Below are 17,723 nucleotides of genomic sequence, written 5' to 3'. Positions count from 1 at the left end.
TGACCGCGCGGATATGGACGCGCTGCTCGCGCATCAACTGGTTACGCTTGAGCGCCTCGGGCCAAACCACAGCCGCCCTCGGGTGACAATCCAGGGCTACGCTTTTCTGAAGGCCGTCGACCAAGTTCGCGCAAGGGAAGGTCGAGCTCGCCAGGCCTCCTTATGAGCGTATGCCTTAGCTGGTAGCGCCTGCCGGCGTTGGTGCGCTTTCGCCTGATCGGCGTGGCCTGCCAGAGTCGCGATGCAGCAATCGTTATCCACTCGATTTCCGTCCCGTCGGAGCTCCATCGGATGGCTCAGGTGGCGGGTCGCACTTAGGAGACGCAACATGACTCAGTGGTCCCCCGAGCAATTCATGAAGGTCCAGATGGCAGGTATCGAAGCCTTGACCGGGCTGACCGGCAAGGCCTTTGAGGGCTTCGAAAAACTGCTGGAGTTGAATCTGCAGACGATGAAGACGGCGCTGGCTGATTCACGAGAAGGCGCAAAGAAGGCGCTTTCAGTCAAGGACCCGCAAGAACTGGTCGAACTGCAAATCGAGCTATTCCAACCCGCGGCCGCCAATGTATTGGCGTATCGCCGTCAACTGTACGAAATCCTCGCCGCCACCCGGGCGGAGTTCGAGAAAGTCGCCGAGGTTCAATACACGGCAGGCAAGCAGGGTCTGAACGACTTCCTTGGCAGCGTGGTGAACCAAACACCTGCCGGCACGGCGGCGGCGCCATTTGCTGCCTGGCAGGAGGCCGTCAACGCGACCACGACGCTCTATGAGTCGATGCAAACGACGGTAAAACAGGCCGCGCAAGTGGCCGAGAGCAGTTTCAATACTGCTGCGCAGGTGGCCTCGAAAGGCATGCAACGTCGTGCATCCCACGCCTCAAAGGCAGCTGCGAACTAAGTCGGCCTTGGCTCCTGAGGGAGCCAGACGAGGTGGAGCGCTGGGGGCGGTCATGTGCTTTGCACCGCCGCCGGCCTAAACTTCCTTCGTGTCGAATATAAGCATGTCAACGCCGGCCTGGGCAAAATTGGCCAGGTCAGCTGCTGCTGCGGCGCCCTCAGGCGAAGCCATCGCCTGCTGGAGCGCCGGCAGCGAATCGAAGCTCAGCACCGCAACCAGGTGAAACGGCGAAGCACCGGCCGGGCTTGCAACCGGGCCGCTGCTGACCTCGTAGCGTCGCAGGCCGGTGATCTTCTTTGCGATCGGAATATGGGTCGAGAAGTAATATGAATCAAACGCCGCCGTGTCCGCAGGCTTCTTGTAAAGCACCATTAGCTTTGCCATCGTTGTTCCTCAAAACGTGGGTTTGATATAGCGCAAGCTTGCAAGTGTATCGTCCCTATAGCGGGTGAACCCATTTCTGTCAGAGGATCGGGCTGGCCAGTTTCTTCATGCTACGATTTTCCTATCTGAAGCGGAGGTCGTCATGACAATCGAAAGCTACCAGGGCTACATCGTCCGCGGCTTTGCCAAGCAGCTTGGCGACGGATCGTTCGAGGCATCCGGTGCGGTTGAGAAGGACGGCCGCATCGAGGAGGGATCGGATCCGTTGGGGTACTACCCCTCGTTTGAGCGTGCTGCGGCAGCCGGCATTGCCTGGGCGAAAGCGTGGGTAGATGATCACGGCTGAACCCCTCCGAACTCACCAAGGCCGGCTTGCAGCCTTTTGCGGCTAGGCCAAATCGTTTCGATCGTCCCACCTGTCTCAGAAGGTGGCCGGCGAGTTCACCCACAGCACCCTGGCCACCACGTCGCCCACATTGCGGTAGCCATGCGGCACCTGGCTGGAGAACGTGAAAGCATCGCCCGGGCCGATCAGGTAGACGTCGTCGCCGAGCATCAGTTCGAGCTGTCCTTCGAGCACGTAGCCCACTTCCTCGCCCTGGTGCTCGATCTGCCCGTCGCTGGCCTCGCCAGGCCAGACGATGTGGATGTTGGCTTGGAGCAGGCCGCCACGTTTGGGCAGCACCACGCGTTCGAGCGCGACGCCGCCGGCCCGGATCACAGGGCGTTCACCATGCCGCAGGATCGGCGACTGGTTTGGCTCCCCGTCGCTGGTCAGCGCGCCGATATTGGTGTCCAGCGCCACGGCCAGCCGGTGCAGCGTGGCAAACGACGGGGTGGCCAGCCCGCGCTCAATCTTTGAAATCAGGCTTTCCGAGCAGCCCGCCTTCCCGGCGAGCTGCAGCAGCGTGTAGCCGGCCACCAGCCGGGCGTGGCGCAGCTTGACGCCAAGCGTCAGGGTGGCCGACTTGCTGTCGGCCGCTTCAGGTGTGGGTTGCTCGGTCTTTGCCATGCAGGCTCGGAATTGATTGGACTTGGATCGGCCGCCAGGCGCCGTACGTCAATGTGTTCAGCGGCTGGCCAGTTCGGCGACAGTGTAAGCCAGTGCCTGGGCCCCAAGGAACAGGTCGGCACCTGCCGTATCTTCGGCGGCATTGTGGCTGATGCCCCCTTTGCTCGGCACGAAGATCATCGCCGTGGGGCAATGGTCGGCCAGGTACATGGCGTCGTGGAACGCGCCGGAGGTCAGCCGCATCGGCAGCGCGCGGCCGGCGTTGCCGCTGGCACGCGCGCAGGCGCGTTCGATGGTGCCCAGCATGGCCTCGGGGAAATGCGTCGGCTCGCGATGGAAGAAGCGCGTGACCGTAACCGCTTCGGGCGCATGCGCATGCCTGACGCACGCCGCGCGCAGTGCCGCTTCGGCGCGGTCCAGCGCGGCGTCGTCAAGGCAGCGCATATCGACCGTGAACGTGACGTGGCCGGGAATGGTGTTGACCGAGTTTGGCGCCACGCTCCAGCGGCCCAGCGTCAGGCGCAGTTCGGGAGTGCCGGGGGCGGCCGCATGGCGCGGCGCCAGCGCGTACAGGTCTTGCGCGATGGCCACGGCCGCGGCCATCGCATCGCATCGTACCGCCATCGGCGTGGTGCCGGCATGGGCCATCGTACCCGTGCATTCCACGCGGAACCAGCGCACCGCCTGGATGCCGGTGACCACGCCCAGCGGCACATTTGCGCCTTCCAGCACCGGCCCCTGTTCGATGTGCAGTTCGACGCATGCCGCCATGGGCCGCGCCATCGGCACCCTGTTCACGTCGTGGCTTTGCGCCAGCGCGGCATCGAGCGCCTCGCCGAAGCGGATGCCGGCCGCGTCGGCCACGTCGCGATAGCCTGCCAGCCGGGCCGGTTCGACGAAGGCGCTCGAACCCATCGCGCCGGGACCGAAGCGGCTGCCTTCCTCGTTGGTCCAGGACACGACCTCGATGGGGCGCAAGGTCTCGATGCCGGCCGCGTTGAGCGCAGCAATCACTTCCAGGCCGGCCAGCACGCCGTACGCGCCGTCGTACTTGCCGCCCACCGGCTGGGTATCGGCGTGGCTGCCGGTCAGCACCGGCGGCAGGTCTTCGCGGCCGGGGCGGCGGAAGAACAGGTTGCCGCAATCGTCGATGCCGACGGTGCAGCCCAGCGCGCGTGCCTGGTCGATCAGGTGGCGCCGGGCGGCCAGGTCGGTCGCGGTCAGCGTTTCGCGGGAAACGCCGCCGTCGTGGCGCAGGCCAAAGCGGGCCAGGGCTGCCAGCGATGCGGCCAGGCGCCCGGCGCCCACATGATCCTGCGCGCGTTCGGCAATGGCTTGTGCGTTGACGAGGGTGGGCGGGTTCGATACGGTCAATTTGGTCTCCAGATATCAGGCAAGGCTGGTGCCAAGCGCCTGCTCAAGGCGATGAGCCACGCCGAGCACGCGGGCATCGGCATGGCGCGGCCCGGTCACGGTCACGCCAACCGGCATGCCGGTGGCGCCGGTGCCCGTCGGCACATGGACGCACGGGGTGCCCAGCAGCGACCACATGCGGCAGAAGATTGGATCGCCGGTGGCGCCCAGGCCAGCTGGCGCTTCGCCTTCGGCGCTCGGGGCCAGCACGACGTCGAATCCGGCCATCGCCATGTTGAACGCCGTGCGCGCCGCTTCCGCGTGGGCCAGCGCGAAGTGGAAGCGCTGGCCGGTGACGGCGCGGCCCGCTTCGAGCTGGCGCGTGAAAGCCGCGCTGAAGCCTTCTGCGTGCTCGCGTGCTTCCGGCGCGAATGCGGCGAGTGCCTCGAATGCCATGATGTCCATTTGGGCTTCAGTCAGCCCGTGGCAAGCCTGAGGCAGGTCGAAGTCGCGCACCGTGCCACCGATGCATTCGAGCGCACGGATCGCGGTGTCCAGCGCGGCTTGGGTATCGGCACTGGCGCGTTCCCAATGCGGCGTGCGGCAAATGCCAATGCGCAGCGGCGCGTGGTGTAGCGTGGACGCGTCCGCTACCGCGGCATCGCGCGCCAGGGTGCCGATGAAGAGGGCCGCGTCGTCCACGCGGCGGGCCAGCACGCCCACCGTATCCAGGCTCGGTGCCAGTGGCTTGATGCCGGCCAGCGGCAGCGTGCCATGGGTGGGCTTGTAGCCCACCACGCCGCAATAGGCGGCCGGCCGGATGATCGATCCCGCGGTCTGTGTGCCGAAGGCCAGCGGCACCATGCCTGCGGCGACGGCGGCGGCCGATCCGCTCGACGAACCGCCGGGGGTGCGGGGCCTGTCCGCCGGCGCGCGCGGGTTGCGGGTCGGCCCCGGCTGAAACGTGGCGAATTCGGTGGTGACGGTCTTGCCGACCACGACCGCGCCCGCCGACCGGGCCAGTGCCACCGCCGCCGCATCCACGCCCGGCCGATGTCCGGCGTATATCGGCGAACCATAAGTGGTCGGCATGTCGGCGGTATCCATCAGGTCCTTGACGCCAAGCGGGACGCCCGGCAACGCGCCTGACGCGCCGCCGGCATCCAGCCGCCGCGCCTGCGCCAGGGCGGTGTCGGCACCCACATGCTGCCAGGCCAGAATGCCTGAGTCTTGCGCCGCAATGCGGGCCAGTGCCGCACGGACCACCGCTTCGGCGCTCAGTTCGCGCCGGGACACCATCTGCGCCAGGGTGCGGACCGGAAGATCGAGGAAGTCGTCCATCGCCTGTTCTCCAGGTCAGCCGAAATAGGCCGCGCGAACCTCATCGTTCTCGCGCAGCGCCTGCGCGGTGCCCTGGGCCACGACACGGCCCTGGCTCAGCACATAGCCCTGGTGTGAGATGGCCAGCGTCTGGCGCGCGTTCTGTTCCACCAGCAGCACCGTCATGCCCAGTTCGTTGATCTGCTGGATGACCTTGAAATTCTCCTTCACATAGAGCGGCGACAGGCCCAGCGACGGCTCGTCGATGACCAGCAGCCGCGGCTGCGCCATCAGTCCGCGCCCGATCGACACCATCGCCTGTTCGCCGCCGGACATGGTGCCGGCGAGCTGGCCCGCGCGCTCGCGCAGCCGGGGGAAGATCGTGTACACGCGCTCGATGCGCTCGCGCACCCTGGCCGGGTCCGCCTCAAGGAAGGCGCCCAGCGCAAGGTTTTCAGCCACCGTCATGCGCGGGAACACCTTGCGGCCTTCGGGAATGCAGGAGATGCCGCGTGCGATGATGTTGTGGGTCTTCTCTCCCGCGATGTCCGTGCCGTCCCACAGGATGCGCCCCTGGCGCGGCGGCGTCAGGCCCAGGATCGAGCGGATCAGCGTGCTCTTGCCGGCGCCGTTGGCGCCAAGGATGCAGGTGATCTTGCCCGGCGGCACCTCGATCGAGACATCGTGCAGGACGTTGACCTTGTCATAGCCCGTGGTCAGCCCTTCCACGCGCAGTGTGCTGTCGCTCATGCGGCTTCCTCCCCCAGATAGGCGGTCTGCACGTCGGGATCGGCGGTAATCTCGGCGTAGGTTCCCTCGGCAATCTTCTTGCCGTAATTCAGCACGATGCAGCGGTCGGTGATGCGCTCGATCACGTTCATTTCGTGCTCGATCAGCACCACCGACAGGTCCTGCAGCTTGCCGCGCACCTGCAGGATGTCGTCCATCAGCTCGTGGGTCTCGTCATGCGTCATACCCGCCGAAGGCTCGTCGAGCAGCAGCAGGCGAGGGCGGCTCATCAGGGCCCGGCACACCTCGATGCGGCGGCGGTCGATCATCGTGAACGTTTCCACCGGCTCGAACAGCCGCGCCACCAGCGGCGGGCTGAAGATGCCCAGCAGCTCGCGCACCGACTCCACGTAGCGTTCGTACTCGGCGCGGAACGCCTTGCGCCGGAACAGGTTGAAGACCAGCCCGTGCCGCATGTTCTGGTAATCGCCGATCACGATGTTGTCGAACACCGTCAGCGGCAGCGACAAGCGCGAACGCTGGAACGTCCGCGCCACGCCGCTGCGGTAGATCTGCTGCGGCGTCTTGCCGATGACGTTGTTGCTGTCATAGGTAATGGTTCCGGCGCTGGCCTTGTACAGCCCCGTCAGCACGTTGAAGAACGTGGTCTTGCCGGAGCCGTTGGGGCCCAGCAGGCCCAGGATCTCGCCACGGCGGATCTCGAGCTGGAGGTTGTCCAGCGCGGTCAGGCCGCCAAAGCGCATGGTCAGGCCGCGCACCTGGATCATTGCGTCGCTCATTGCGCATCCTCCCGGGGAAAGAACAGGCGGGTCTTGCGCGGCATCAGGCCGTCCGGGCGGAACAGCAGGATGGCGATGACCAGCGCCGCATAGAACAGGAAGCGGTATTCCTGGATGAACTGCAGCTTTTCGGGCAGCACCAGCACGATGATGGCCGCCGGCACCAGGCCCACCACGTTGCCGAGGCCGCCCAGGATCACGATCGACAGCATCAGCAGCGAGTCGGCGAAGGTGAAGTTGTTGGGCGCCACGAACGCAGTGACCATGCCGTAGACACTGCCGGCGATGCCGGCAAAGAAGTTGCCGAGCATGAACGCAATCACCTTCCACCGGGCGATGTGCAGGCCGAACGCGGCGGCGGCGGTCTCGTCGGTGCGCACCACGTCCATCGCCAGGCCTACCCACGAGCGCTCCAGCGCCTTGACCACGGCAAAGGTGCCCGCGCAGATCAGCAGGCTCAGCAGCGCATAGCTGGCGTAGAACGACACGTCCACGCCGAACAGTGTCACGCCCTCATTGAACGCGAAGCCGAACAGCGTCATCCCGGGAACCTGCAGGCCCTGCGGCCCGCCCAGCACGTCGTTGACCTCAAGGAAGGTCTTGAACAGGATGCCGAACGCGATGGTCACCAGCGCCGCATAGTGGCCGCGCGTGCGCAGCACGGGCGCAACCAGCACCGAGCCGATCACGGCCGCTGCCAGGCCGGACAGCACGATCACCAGCACGTGGGGAATGCCCGTGTGCGTGGCCAGCACGGCCGTGGTGTAGGCGCCGATGCCAAAGAACGCCGCGCCCGCGAAATTGGACACGCCGGAAAACCCGAACTGGACGGTCAGCCCCAGGCAGGCGGTGGTGTAGAGCAGCACCGCGCACAGCATCAGCAGGACGAAATGGCTCTCATGGAACAGCGCGACCAGTGCCAGCGTGCCGGTCAGCGCCCATAGCCTGGACTGGCCTGGCCGCCGCGCTGCTGCCTGCTCCACGGCCTGCGTCAGGCCCAGCCGGCCCGCCGCGAACAGCGCGGCCCCGGCCAGCGCCAGCAGCACGGCTACCGCCAGTTGCGATTCCGCATGCAGGAAGAAGTAGAGATAGGCCACCATGGCGATGGCCGAGATGGCCAGCACCATGGCCGGGCGCCGCTGCGGGCCCTCGGCCGTGGCGGCGGAGGCCGCCGGCAGCGGCTTCGAGACGTTGTCAGACACGTTCACTGGCTTTCTCCGCGATGAGTCCGGTCGGCTTCCAGGCCATCAGCACGATGACCACGGCAAAGGCAAATACGTCCTTGTAGGCGCTCGGGATGTCGGGCACCAGGGCCGGCAGCATGGCACTGCCCAGTACCTGCAGCGCCGCAAACAGGAAGCCGCCGAGGATGGCGCCGTAGATATTGCCGAGCCCGCCCAGGATGGCAGCGGCAAAGCCGATCACCCCGAGCAGCAGCCCGACGTTGAAGTTGATCTCGTTGTAGTAGAGGCCGTTCATCACGCCCGCCAGTGCCGCCATGGCGGAACCCAGCGCAAACGTGACCAGTACCACCACCTCGAAGTTGATGCCCATCAGCCGGGCCGTTTCGCCATCCTGGGCCACGGCACGAATGGCCATGCCAAAGCGCGTGCGGGTGATCAGCAGATGCACGCCGAGGATGATGGCCACGCCGGCGGCCAGCAGGATCAGGTTGTCCGCGCGGATGGAGAGCGCGCCGATGGTGAACTCGCCAGCGGGCAGCAGCGCGGGAAACGGCTTCGGGTTCGAGCCGTCCGGGTAGAACAGCCGGACCGCCTCACGCAGCACCGTGCCCAGCATCAGCGTGGCCAGCAGCGTGTTCAGCGGCGGCGCACGGCGCAGCGGCAGGATCAGGACGCGGGCGATGCCGGCGCCCAGCAGGCCGGTCACCGTCACCGCGCACACCACGATGGCCAGCAGCTGCAGCCACGGGGAATCCACGTGCATCGCCACCACGCCGGCTGATGCCGCCAGCCCGGCAAACGCGCCCACCATCAGCACATCGCCATGAGAAAACTTGATCACGTCGAGCACGCCGAAGAACAGCGTGAACCCTACCGCCACCATTGCGTAGATCATCCCGAGCATCAGCCCGTTAAAGACATACTGCCCTAATACACTCATCGGTATCCCCCGAATTCCGGATGCCCAGGCGGGCGCGGGGCCGGGCGGGGGGCAGGAGCACCCCGAACCCGGCCGCCATGCTTACAGGCCGGTCAGCTTCTTCTTGCCCTTGCCGTAGGTGCTGTCTTCCCAGATCACCCACTTGCCGTCTTCCACCACATACTTGGTGATCAGCGGCACCACGTTCTGGCCGTGGTCGTCGAAGGTGACCTTGCCGATGATGGTGTTCACGTCCCTGGTGCCGTTCAGCACATCACGCACCTTCTTGCGGTCCGGGCCCACCTTTTCCACGGCGTCCATGATCAGGTTGGCCGCGGCAAACGCAAACGGTCCGTACGCTTCGGGCGGTTCACCGTATTTCTGCTGCGTGTAGCGTTCCATGAAGAACTGGCCGCCCGCCAGCTTCTCTACCGGCGCGCCTTCGATGAACGCCAGCGAACCCTCCGACAGCGACTTGCCCACGCCTTCGATATAGGCATCGGACTTGATACCCGACGTGCCCTCGAACTGGGCCTTGATGCCGAGCTTGTCCATCTGCGTGCGGATGCGCACGCCCAGCGGCGTGAGGCCGCCGAAATACACCACGTCGGGCTTCAGTTCGCGGATCTTGGTCAGCTCCGTGGTGAAGTCCTGCTGATCGGCTGTGACGCCGAACGTGCCGACGATGGTGCCGCCGTCCTTCTTCAGGAACTCGCTGAAATACTTGTTGTGGCCCTTGCCGTAGTCGGTGGTGTCATGGATGATCGCCCACTTCCTGTAGCCCAGCCCGGTCATGAATTTGGCCGCCACTTCGCTCTGGTTGATCATCGTGCCGTTGACGCGATGGATCTCCTTGAACTTGTTGCCGTAGGTGACCTCGGGCAGCACGGCGCCCCACACCACGGCGGGCATGCCGAAGCGGCTGTAGACGCCCACTGTGCCCATGGCCACGGCCGAGCAGAAGTGCGTCACGCCGGCAACAATGGACTTGTCCGCCGCGATCTTGGTCGCCACCTGCACGCCGACGTTCGGCCGGCATTCGTCGTCCTGCACCACCAGTTCATAGGTGTACCTGGCCTTCGGGTCCGCATTGCGCAAGCGCACGGCCAGGTCCGCGGAATTGCGTCCGCCCAGGCCGATCGACGACACGCCACCGGTCAGCGGACCGACAAAGGCAATCTTGACGACATCCTTGGCCTGCGCCGGTGCTGCCGTCAGGACCATTCCGGTCGCCGCGGCTGCCATGGCGGCGGCTACTGCAGTGTGTTTCTTGCGCACTCTCTTTCCCCCTGGGTTGCATGGACAAATTGGACGAACCGCTGGCGCGGCGTCACGGACCCGAACCGATGCAAGGCGCCCGCGGACGCCCGGGAAAGCTCTTGGAAAGCTGCCTGCACCATATTCAAGTCACTTGAATACTATGCAACAGACATGCCAACCTTCAACGAGCGAAAACCCGTAGCTTGGATGGGGGGCTGGGGAAATGAGGGGAGCCCGTGCTCAATCTGGGCGCATGGGCGCACGGTTGCGGTGCGCCGGGGAGCAAAACAAGGGAAGAAACATAGGGCCGTACGTAGGTGCTGTTTGGAGCACTTCCATTGCATCTCGCAGGCACCCACACAGATGCAGGTAGCGGTAGGTAGTGATGGCCGCCAACCGCGCGTCTGGCCGACACCCGGCATCGGCCAGCCCTGCGGCAACCGCCGTGCGCTACTGGTCTGCCTTCGCCCCCGACCGCCGCACGATTTCCGCCCATTTCCTGCCTTCGGAAGCGTTGTAGCGGGCAAAGTCGCCGGGTGAAGAGCCGACCGGCTCGGCGCCCATGTCGGCATATTGCTGCCGCACATCGGGCCGTTTCAGCGCGCTGGCCGCATGCGCGGCCAGCTTTTCCACGACCGGGGCCGGCGTGCCGCGCGGCGCCCACAGGCCGTACCAGGTGCTGATGTCGAAGCCGGGCAGGCCGGACTCGGCGACAGTGGGCACGTTTGGCAGCGCGCTCGCGCGGCGCTCGGTGGTCACGGCAACGGCACGCAGCTTGCCGGACTTGATGAAGGGCATCGCCGACGGCATGGAATCAAACATCAGCTGGATCTGGCCGCCCATCAGGTCCGTCAGCGCCGGCGCGCTGCCCTTGTACGGCACATGCTGCATCGGCACTTTTGCCGCCAGCTTGAACGATTCGCCGGCCAGGTGCTGGGCCGAGGCATTGCCCGCCGAGCCGAAATTGAGCGCACCGCCCTGGCTATTGGCGTAGGCGATCAGGTCCTGCACGGTCTTCACCGGCGATGCGTTGTTGACCACCAGCACCAGCGGCACGTCGGCCAGCTGCGTGATCGGCACGAAGTCCCTGAATGAGTCATAGCGCATCTTCGGCTGGATGCTGGGGTTGATCACATGCAGCGAGGCATTGGCCAGGATGGTGTAGCCGTCGGCGGGCGCGCGCGCCACCGCTTCGGCGCCGATCATGCCGCTGGCGCCGGGTTTGTTGTCGACCACCACGCTCTGGCCCAGGCTTTCGCCCATCTTGACCGCGACCACGCGCGCGAGCAGGTCGGTGGGGCCGCCGGCGGGGTAGGGCAGCACCATGCGCACGGGATGCTGCGGAAAGTCCTGCGCGCCCGCGGCGGCCGGCAGCGCGGCAGCGGCTGCCGCCAGCATCAGTGCGGCGCGCAGCCGCGGCCACGCAGGAAGTCGTTTCTGGTATCGGGTGTTCACGTCTCTGTCTCCTTGATTTTTATCGCTACCTTGCCCACCACCTGGCGGGATTCCAGCGCGGCCAGGGCGTCGCCCAGGCCGGTGATCGGATAGACCGCGGATACGGTCGGATCCAGCTTGCCCCGCGCGGCCCAATCGAACAGCGTCGCCATGACCTCCTGCAGCGCCGTTGCATGCTCGGCCCGCTCGTTGGCGGGCGTCCAGCCGATGTAGCGGCCAAAGAAGAACCCGTGCAGCGTGAGGTTCTTGACCAGCAGCAGGTTGACCGGGGCCTGCGGGATGGTGCCGCTGGCAAAGCCGATGCTGAGGATGCGCGCGTTCGCCGCCGCCGCGCGCAGGGCCTGGTTGAACAGGTCGCCGCCGACCGGGTCCACCACTACGTCCGCGCCACGGCCGTGCGTCAGCGCCTTGACCGATGCCGCCAGGTCCGCCGGGGCCAGCGCGTGCGTGGCGCCGCGCCGCAGCGCGTCGGCACGCTTGGCCTCGGTGCTGGCGCAGGCGATGACGGTGGCGCCGAGCTGGCGCGCAATCTCCACGGCGGCCAGGCCGACACCGGCCCCGGCGCCAAGCACCAGCACCGTGTCATCCGGGCGCAGCGCGCAGCGCCACACCAGCCCGCAATACGCCGTGCCATAGGAAATCGGGATCGGCAGCGCAGCCTTTGACGGCAGCACATCCGGGACGCGGTAGACGGTGTACTCGGGCACGATGACCTGCTCGGCAAAGCAGCCCCAGTCCGCGATCGCCACCACCCGGTCGCCGGGACGCAGCCGCGTGACCGCGTCACCGCAGGCCACCACGCGGCCGACCGCTTCGGTGCCGGGCACGAAGGGCAACGGGGGGCGGCGCTGGTACTGGCCGGCGATCATCAGGCCGGTGGCATGGCTGACGCTGGCGTACTCGACGGCAATCGTGACCGCATGCGGGTCGGCCAGCGCCGGTTCCGGAATGGCCTGCAGCGCCACGTCCTGCACGCCGCCGAACTGCTTGCAGACAAGCGCCTTCATTGCGCACCTGCCTTGGCCGCCGGGGCCGCCGCCTGTCGCACCACACCCTGCTGCAGCCATGCGTCGATGGCCTGCTGGCCGAAGCCGGCCTCGTGCAGGACCTGCACGGTATGTTCGCCGTTGGCCGGCGCCGGGCCGGCTGGCCGGCGCATGTCGCGCGCCGGGATGCCGGCGAAGGGCAGCGGTCCGAGCCCCGGCTGCGTGATTGTCTGGAAGGTCTGCCGGTGTGCCGCCTGCGGGTGCGCCAGCACGTCGTCATAGCTGCGCACCGGGGCATGCAGCACGTCGTGCCGGCTGAGGATGTCTTGCCATTGCGCGGTCGTGCGCGTGGCGATCTGCTCGGCCATGTGCTGGTTCAGCAGCGCGGCGTGGGCCATGCGCGCCGCATTGTCGGCAAAGCGCGGGTCTTCCAGCCAGTCGGTGCGGTCCAGCGCATGACATAGCTTGGCGAACTGCGCGTTGTTCAGCGCCAGCAGCGTCACGCTGCCGTCGCTGCTGGCATAGACGCCATTGGGCGCGCTCACCGGCCCGGCGGCCGCCGGGCCACCGATGGCATGCTCGAGCAGGTTGTTGGCCTGCAGCGCACAACAGGCATCGAACAGGTTCAGCTCGACGTGGCCGCCGCGCCCGCCGCGAAAGCGCCGGCACAGCGCCGCGGCGCAGGCCTGGGCGGCATAGAGGCCGGTGGCGGCGTCGGCCAGCAGCATGCCGATGCGGCGCGCGCCACCGTCGGCGCCACGGTTGGCGAACATCAGCCCGGAGTCGGCCTGCATCACCGAGTCCGAAGCGGGATAGTCGGCATAGGGACCATCCGGGCCATAGCCGCTGATCGACACATAGACCAGCGCGGGCCGTCGCGCGGCCAGTGCCGCATAGCCCACGCCCAGCCGTTCCGCCACCTGGGGGCGGAAGTTCTGCACGACGATGTCGGCCTGCAGCGCAAGCCCGAGCAGCACTTCCTTGCCCGCGTCAGTGGTGGCGTCGACGCAGACGCTGCGCTTGCCGGCGTTATAGGCGATCGCCAGCGCGCTGGTATCGCCGCGCACGACCCCGACCTTGCGGCCCCAGTCGCCCGCGGGCGGCTCGACCTTGATGATTTCAGCGCCTTGCTGCCACAGGATGTGCGCGCAGTACGGGCCGGCAATGCCCTGGCTGATGTCCAGCACGCGCAGGCCGGCGAAGGGCAGGTGGGTGTCGGACAGGTCGGAAGCGGGCAGTGCGGACATGGCGTTCGAAAGGTGGGTAAGCAGGAGGTTTATGCTAGGGTTGGCTTCCTGCCAGGACAATCCCTCGATTTGTGCCTACGGTGTTGACTCATGATTGACAATAATTTCGATCTCAACCTGGTGCGGCTGTTCGTCACCATGGTCGAGTCGCGCACGCTGACCGCCGCCGCCGAGCGCAGCGGCATGACCCGATCCAACGTATCGCGCCGCCTGAAATTGCTGGAGCAGCACCTGGGCGCCCAGTTGATGCGCCGCACCACGCGCCATGTCGAACTGACCGAAGCGGGCCAGTTGCTGTACGCGCATGGCTTGCGCATGCTGGACGAGCTGCAGTCGGCCAATACCTCGATCGACAGCCTTGGCCAGGTGGTGCGCGGCGATGTGCGTATCCGCCTGCCCACGGGATTGGGTCATCTCTACCTGACGCCATTGCTGCTGGAATTCGCGCGCAACTACCCGCAGATTTCGCTGCGCGTCGTCATCAACGACAACATTGGCGACCTGATCCCGGCCGAGGTCGACGTGGCGCTGAAGATCACCTCGCAGCCGCCCGATGACCACGTGGCGCGGCGCATCTGCGATGTCGGCTGGTGCCTGTGCGCGTCGGCATCGTTCCTGGACAGCCACGGGCCGATCCGGACCGTGGCCGACCTGGAACGCTGTGACATGATTGCCCCCGCATCGCTGGGGCGCCGCTTTACGCTGAAGATATGGCTGGCGGGCACGCCGATGACGTTGCGCGTGTCGCCCCGGATCCAGTCAGGCGACTATCCGTTCCTGTTCGAGTCGGTGATGGGCGGGCTGGGCGTGGCCCTGCTGCCGCGCTATGCGGTCTGGCGGCAACTGCAATCCGGACAGATGCGCGAGGTGCTGGCCGAGTGCGAAGCCGAAGGCGTGGGCGACAGCGTCTACATGCTGACCGCGCCAAACCGCTATCCCACGCTGGCAACGCGAACGCTGATGGACTTTATCCGCCTGCACCTGGAGCGGCAGGCAGAGAACTGGGGGCGCCGCAACCTGCCTGCGGCAACGGCCAATGAAAGCCGTGCCGCCCCGGCGTCCTGACCGATGGGGCGGCATGGCGGGCGCAGCGATTACTTCTCCTGCATCCTGGCGGCCTTGACGATCTCGCCCAGCCGCTTGCGCTCTGCCTCGACAAACTTCACGAAGTCCGCACGCGTGCCGCCGACCGGCTCGATGCCCACGGCTTTCAGCTTGGCGGCGGCGGCCGGGTCCTTCATGGCCTTGTCCACCGCGGCGGCCACCTTGTCCAGGATGGCGTCGGGCGTCCCCTTGGGGGCATGGACGCCGGCCCAATGCGCGATCTGCAGGTCCGGGAAACCTTGCTCCACCGCGGTGGAAAGCTGCGGGTAGGCCGAGATGCGCTGCGTCCAGGTGGTGGCGAGCGCCTTGAACTTGCCATCGTGCAGGATATGCGGAAGGGCGATGATGCTGGCCTCGGAGGTTCCTTCCACCTGGCCGCCCAGCACTGCCGTAGTGCTTTCCGACCCGCTCTTGTAGGGCACCGGCTGCAGCTTCGCGCCGTACTTCACATTCAGGATCTCCGCCACGAAGTGCGGGGTGCTGCCGGTTCCCGCGGTCGCGAAGTTGAAACCGTTCCCCTTCTTTGACGCCTCGACGAAGTCGCGCAGATCCTTGTAGGGCGCGTTCTTCGGCACCACGATGACCGAAGGCGCAAGGCCGATCATGGCCACCGGGACCAGCGCGTCATCCTTGAACGGCATGGACTTCTTGATCATGCTGTTGGAGATGACGCCGGCTGCGCTGATCAGGAAGGTATAGCCATCCGGCGCGCTCTTGGCCACGATGTCGGCGCCCACGGTGCCGCCCGCGCCGGGCCGGTTCTCGATCAGCACGGTCTGGCCCAGCGCCTTGGTTGCGCCCTCGGCCGCGGCGCGCGCCATCAGGTCATTGGCGCCGCCGGCGGCAAAGGGCACGACAAAGCGGATCGTCTTTGCTGGCCACTGTTCTTGTGCGCAAGCCGGGGCAACTGGGATGAGGGCTGCTGTTGCCAACAGGCCCAGGGTGAATCGGTTTTTAATGGTCAAGGCATGTCTCCGTCCGTGGATGTTGATATGGGCTGGTGAGTGCTACGAGAACCAGTCCATGCCGTGCTCGCGATTGAATGCTGTGGCGATCTGCATTTTACCGGCGCTGCGCCCAGCAGGCTTGACCGCTTACGGAGGCCGTGATCCTTGGACTTGCGCCAGCACCGGGTGATGCCGATGCTGGCCATCGGCGCCGAGCATGCGATTCCTGGAGGCGGGGTGGGCAGGGCAGGCGCGTGGTGGTTGATGGGGATCTCGCTCGCGTCCCGGCCTGTACTGGCGATTGTGGCAACTACAATCAAGCGGGGAACGACCGCAGATAGGAGCGTGCCATGGCTGCATACCTGATTGCCGATGTTGACGTCACGGACCCCGCCGTTTTTGAAGAGTACAAACGAGACGTACCCGCTACCGAGGTGCGCTATGGTGGGAAATATCTGGGCCGTGGCGGTGCAACCAAAGTGCTCGAAGGAGACTGGCAGCCGCATCGTCTCGTCATCGTCGAGTTCCCGGACATGGATGCCTTGATAGCCTGGTATGACTCGCCAGAGTACGCGCGCCTCAAGGCGATACGGGAAAGGTGTGCGACAACAAGGATTATCGCGCTGGAAGGGGTCGCGGCCGTCACCGTCTAGGAAATCGGCGCAAGCGTTGCCGGGGTCTGGCCTCGACCGGGTCGGCCTGGTCGGCGGTTTCCTGTTCGCGCGCCCGCGTGCGGGTGCTGTCTGATTCGTTCCGTGGCGATGCAACCGCGGGCCTGGCGCCCTTCACGCTGCACTCAGGCGCTTCGCATTCGCCATCGCACGGCCGTGGATCGGCGCGAGGATCTGCTGCATCAGGTTTGTCGCCAGGTCTGCCAGCTGCAGCGGGTTGCCGGGGAACCCGGCGGCCAATTGCAGAAGGTCGGCGTGGCGTTCGAACCATTGCGCGGCGGATCGACTGGACGCCAGCGTCGCCGCGGCCGCGGAGGTCGCCCAAAGATGATCGCTGGTGTCCTTTGCGAGGGTCATGGTCAGGTTGATCCATCCCGAACCCATCGCAAGCAACGATTCAGACGCGGCCTCTCCCTTCTCAATGCTCATCAGGCTGAATTCGCGCTGGTCCTGCTCGTCAGGCGCCGGACCGGCGATCGCCATGCGCGTGGTGCGAATGCTGACGACATGCATTGCTGCCTGGAGCAGTTCGCACATGTCACTAAAGAGGCGGGAGGCGTTTGCGGAAACGTCGAGGACAGGCTGCGGAATAACGGAGGAGGGCACGCGGGTTTTCCTTCGGCATCCGCTGAAAAACGGACACCTGGCAAATTCTTGGGAGGCGAGCGGCGTCCGGGTCGCTTTTCGAAGGCGTGGCCGGCCGGCATTCCTCCAAGCATAGGTGCATTTATGTTGCATTGCACCATTTCTTTTGGTTTTCTGCGCTGGATCGGGCACGACACGACAGGACCCGGCTTCCTCCGAGCCGCGCCACGCCAAAGCGCTGATTGGTGTCGAAGCCTCAACAGTGTGGGTACCTTGGCGCGCCTACCGCGTTGCGCCGCTGCGGTCTACGATTTGCTCCATGCCGCGGCACGCGGTGGTGAGTGCCCCGTCATCCCTTCAATATTCTCCTTCCTCAGGAGCCGTCATGACCCAACGCGTGAATGCCTTGAAGCAGTCCCCCGAACTCTTCAAGAAGTACCTGGAGTTCAGCACCCTGCTGCAGGACAGCGCGATCGAACCAACCATCCGTGACCTGGTCGAGATTCGCGCTTCGCAACTCAACGGCTGTGCCTTCTGCCTGGACATGCACGTCAAGCAGTCGCGCATCCATGGCGAGCGAGAGCTCCGCCTTCACCATGTCGCGATCTGGCGCGAATCGACGCTGTTCCAGCCGCGCGAACGTGCCGCGCTGGCGTGGACCGAGGTGCTGACCAACATCCCGGCGCACGGTGTGCCGGATGACCTGTACGAGCGCGTGCGCGCGCATCTGTCGGAAAAGGAACTCTCGGACCTGACCTTTCTGGTCATGGCCATCAATGGCTGGAACCGGCTGAACATGGCCTTCCGGACCGTGCCGGGCTCGGCCGACAAGGCCTATGGCCTAGATAAGGCAAAGCTGGAGTGACATC

Annotated in this window: 19 protein-coding genes; 5 read left to right on the top strand and 14 right to left on the bottom strand. The window is 66.0% G+C overall.

Annotated features, from left to right (window positions below):
• Positions 1-328: 328 nt before the first annotated feature.
• Positions 329-898 carry a phasin family protein gene (locus AC3WLF_RS23750; RefSeq protein WP_492317323.1) on the top strand — a complete coding sequence of 190 codons (570 nt, stop codon included), beginning with the start codon at positions 329-331 and terminating at the stop codon, positions 896-898.
• A 75-nt stretch (positions 899-973) separates the two neighbouring features.
• Here AC3WLF_RS23750 and AC3WLF_RS23745 read toward each other — a convergent pair whose 3' ends face one another.
• A complete protein-coding gene (locus AC3WLF_RS23745) occupies positions 974-1,282 on the bottom strand; it encodes an EthD family reductase (RefSeq protein WP_492317324.1) in 309 nt (102 codons plus the stop codon).
• 142 nt (positions 1,283-1,424) lie between these two features.
• On the opposite strand from AC3WLF_RS23745, the gene AC3WLF_RS23740 reads away from it, so the two are divergent.
• Positions 1,425-1,628 (top strand): hypothetical protein, encoded by a 204-nt coding sequence (locus AC3WLF_RS23740; protein ID WP_010812739.1) that lies wholly within the window; start codon positions 1,425-1,427, stop codon positions 1,626-1,628.
• A 75-nt stretch (positions 1,629-1,703) separates the two neighbouring features.
• On the opposite strand, the gene AC3WLF_RS23735 is transcribed toward AC3WLF_RS23740, so the two are convergent.
• The 11 genes from AC3WLF_RS23735 to AC3WLF_RS23685 all read right to left on the bottom strand — a co-directional run bounded on the left by AC3WLF_RS23735 (position 1,704) and on the right by AC3WLF_RS23685 (position 13,547).
• Positions 1,704-2,294 carry a helix-turn-helix domain-containing protein gene (locus AC3WLF_RS23735; RefSeq protein ID WP_492317325.1) on the bottom strand — a complete coding sequence of 197 codons (591 nt, stop codon included), beginning with the start codon at positions 2,292-2,294 and terminating at the stop codon, positions 1,704-1,706.
• 57 nt (positions 2,295-2,351) lie between these two features.
• On the bottom strand, positions 2,352-3,668 hold the full coding sequence (locus tag AC3WLF_RS23730; protein ID WP_492317326.1) for a M20 family metallo-hydrolase: 1,317 nt from the start codon (positions 3,666-3,668) through the stop codon (positions 2,352-2,354).
• Positions 3,669-3,683: 15 nt separating this feature from the next.
• A complete protein-coding gene (locus AC3WLF_RS23725; protein WP_492358911.1) occupies positions 3,684-4,988 on the bottom strand; it encodes an amidase in 1,305 nt (434 codons plus the stop codon).
• A gap of 15 nt (positions 4,989-5,003) precedes the next feature.
• Positions 5,004-5,717, bottom strand: coding sequence for an ABC transporter ATP-binding protein (locus tag AC3WLF_RS23720; RefSeq protein WP_492317328.1), 714 nt, complete (start codon positions 5,715-5,717; stop codon positions 5,004-5,006).
• Positions 5,714-6,496 (bottom strand): ABC transporter ATP-binding protein, encoded by a 783-nt coding sequence (locus AC3WLF_RS23715; RefSeq protein ID WP_492317329.1) that lies wholly within the window; start codon positions 6,494-6,496, stop codon positions 5,714-5,716. Before AC3WLF_RS23715 ends, AC3WLF_RS23720 begins: the two co-directional genes overlap by 4 nt.
• Entirely contained in the window at positions 6,493-7,704 is a 1,212-nt protein-coding gene (locus AC3WLF_RS23710; RefSeq protein ID WP_492358910.1) for a branched-chain amino acid ABC transporter permease, read from the bottom strand. Before AC3WLF_RS23710 ends, AC3WLF_RS23715 begins: the two co-directional genes overlap by 4 nt.
• Complete coding sequence (locus AC3WLF_RS23705; RefSeq protein ID WP_013953596.1) at positions 7,691-8,620, bottom strand: branched-chain amino acid ABC transporter permease; 930 nt, start codon at positions 8,618-8,620, stop codon at positions 7,691-7,693. Before AC3WLF_RS23705 ends, AC3WLF_RS23710 begins: the two co-directional genes overlap by 14 nt.
• An 81-nt stretch (positions 8,621-8,701) precedes the next feature.
• On the bottom strand, positions 8,702-9,877 hold the full coding sequence (locus tag AC3WLF_RS23700; protein WP_492317331.1) for a branched-chain amino acid ABC transporter substrate-binding protein: 1,176 nt from the start codon (positions 9,875-9,877) through the stop codon (positions 8,702-8,704).
• Between the two features lie 432 nt (positions 9,878-10,309).
• A complete protein-coding gene (locus AC3WLF_RS23695) occupies positions 10,310-11,257 on the bottom strand; it encodes a tripartite tricarboxylate transporter substrate binding protein (RefSeq protein WP_492317438.1) in 948 nt (315 codons plus the stop codon).
• 53 nt (positions 11,258-11,310) lie between these two features.
• On the bottom strand, positions 11,311-12,321 hold the full coding sequence (locus tag AC3WLF_RS23690) for an NADPH:quinone oxidoreductase family protein (protein ID WP_492358909.1): 1,011 nt from the start codon (positions 12,319-12,321) through the stop codon (positions 11,311-11,313).
• Positions 12,318-13,547, bottom strand: coding sequence for a CaiB/BaiF CoA transferase family protein (locus AC3WLF_RS23685; protein WP_492340408.1), 1,230 nt, complete (start codon positions 13,545-13,547; stop codon positions 12,318-12,320). The genes AC3WLF_RS23690 and AC3WLF_RS23685 overlap by 4 nt, the downstream gene beginning before the upstream one ends.
• Before the next feature lie 90 nt (positions 13,548-13,637).
• Here AC3WLF_RS23685 and AC3WLF_RS23680 point away from each other — a divergent pair, with 90 nt between their 5' ends.
• Positions 13,638-14,612, top strand: a complete 975-nt coding sequence (locus tag AC3WLF_RS23680; RefSeq protein WP_492340409.1) for a LysR family transcriptional regulator — start codon at positions 13,638-13,640, stop codon at positions 14,610-14,612.
• Between the two features lie 29 nt (positions 14,613-14,641).
• On the opposite strand, the gene AC3WLF_RS23675 is transcribed toward AC3WLF_RS23680, so the two are convergent.
• Positions 14,642-15,616, bottom strand: a complete 975-nt coding sequence (locus tag AC3WLF_RS23675) for a Bug family tripartite tricarboxylate transporter substrate binding protein (RefSeq protein WP_492351572.1) — start codon at positions 15,614-15,616, stop codon at positions 14,642-14,644.
• Between the two features lie 332 nt (positions 15,617-15,948).
• On the opposite strand from AC3WLF_RS23675, the gene AC3WLF_RS23670 reads away from it, so the two are divergent.
• Positions 15,949-16,251: a DUF1330 domain-containing protein gene (locus AC3WLF_RS23670; RefSeq protein WP_492317333.1), complete on the top strand. Its 303-nt coding sequence runs from the start codon at positions 15,949-15,951 to the stop codon at positions 16,249-16,251.
• 132 nt (positions 16,252-16,383) lie between these two features.
• On the opposite strand, the gene AC3WLF_RS23665 is transcribed toward AC3WLF_RS23670, so the two are convergent.
• Positions 16,384-16,875 (bottom strand): polyhydroxyalkanoate granule-associated phasin, encoded by a 492-nt coding sequence (locus AC3WLF_RS23665; protein WP_492317334.1) that lies wholly within the window; start codon positions 16,873-16,875, stop codon positions 16,384-16,386.
• 364 nt (positions 16,876-17,239) lie between these two features.
• On the opposite strand from AC3WLF_RS23665, the gene AC3WLF_RS23660 reads away from it, so the two are divergent.
• On the top strand, positions 17,240-17,719 hold the full coding sequence (locus tag AC3WLF_RS23660; RefSeq protein WP_492358908.1) for a carboxymuconolactone decarboxylase family protein: 480 nt from the start codon (positions 17,240-17,242) through the stop codon (positions 17,717-17,719).
• Positions 17,720-17,723: the final 4 nt, after the last annotated feature.

It is taken from the genome of Cupriavidus sp. FW306-01-F10A (assembly GCF_058782785.1).
This window is presented reverse-complemented; position numbering and strand designations above follow the sequence as displayed.

Bases quoted from the DNA above. Each gene is read 5' to 3' on its own strand.
- AC3WLF_RS23750 (WP_492317323.1), top strand. From the start codon at position 329: ATGACTCAGTGGTCCCCCGAGCAATTCATGAAGGTCCAGATGGCAGGT.
- AC3WLF_RS23745 (WP_492317324.1), bottom strand. From the start codon at position 1,282: ATGGCAAAGCTAATGGTGCTTTACAAGAAGCCTGCGGACACGGCGGCG.
- AC3WLF_RS23740 (WP_010812739.1), top strand. From the start codon at position 1,425: ATGACAATCGAAAGCTACCAGGGCTACATCGTCCGCGGCTTTGCCAAG.
- AC3WLF_RS23735 (WP_492317325.1), bottom strand. From the start codon at position 2,294: ATGGCAAAGACCGAGCAACCCACACCTGAAGCGGCCGACAGCAAGTCG.
- AC3WLF_RS23725 (WP_492358911.1), bottom strand. From the start codon at position 4,988: ATGGACGACTTCCTCGATCTTCCGGTCCGCACCCTGGCGCAGATGGTG.
- AC3WLF_RS23720 (WP_492317328.1), bottom strand. From the start codon at position 5,717: ATGAGCGACAGCACACTGCGCGTGGAAGGGCTGACCACGGGCTATGAC.
- AC3WLF_RS23715 (WP_492317329.1), bottom strand. From the start codon at position 6,496: ATGAGCGACGCAATGATCCAGGTGCGCGGCCTGACCATGCGCTTTGGC.
- AC3WLF_RS23705 (WP_013953596.1), bottom strand. From the start codon at position 8,620: ATGAGTGTATTAGGGCAGTATGTCTTTAACGGGCTGATGCTCGGGATG.
- AC3WLF_RS23695 (WP_492317438.1), bottom strand. From the start codon at position 11,257: ATGCTGGCGGCAGCCGCTGCCGCGCTGCCGGCCGCCGCGGGCGCGCAG.
- AC3WLF_RS23690 (WP_492358909.1), bottom strand. From the start codon at position 12,321: ATGAAGGCGCTTGTCTGCAAGCAGTTCGGCGGCGTGCAGGACGTGGCG.
- AC3WLF_RS23685 (WP_492340408.1), bottom strand. From the start codon at position 13,547: ATGTCCGCACTGCCCGCTTCCGACCTGTCCGACACCCACCTGCCCTTC.
- AC3WLF_RS23680 (WP_492340409.1), top strand. From the start codon at position 13,638: ATGATTGACAATAATTTCGATCTCAACCTGGTGCGGCTGTTCGTCACC.
- AC3WLF_RS23670 (WP_492317333.1), top strand. From the start codon at position 15,949: ATGGCTGCATACCTGATTGCCGATGTTGACGTCACGGACCCCGCCGTT.
- AC3WLF_RS23660 (WP_492358908.1), top strand. From the start codon at position 17,240: ATGACCCAACGCGTGAATGCCTTGAAGCAGTCCCCCGAACTCTTCAAG.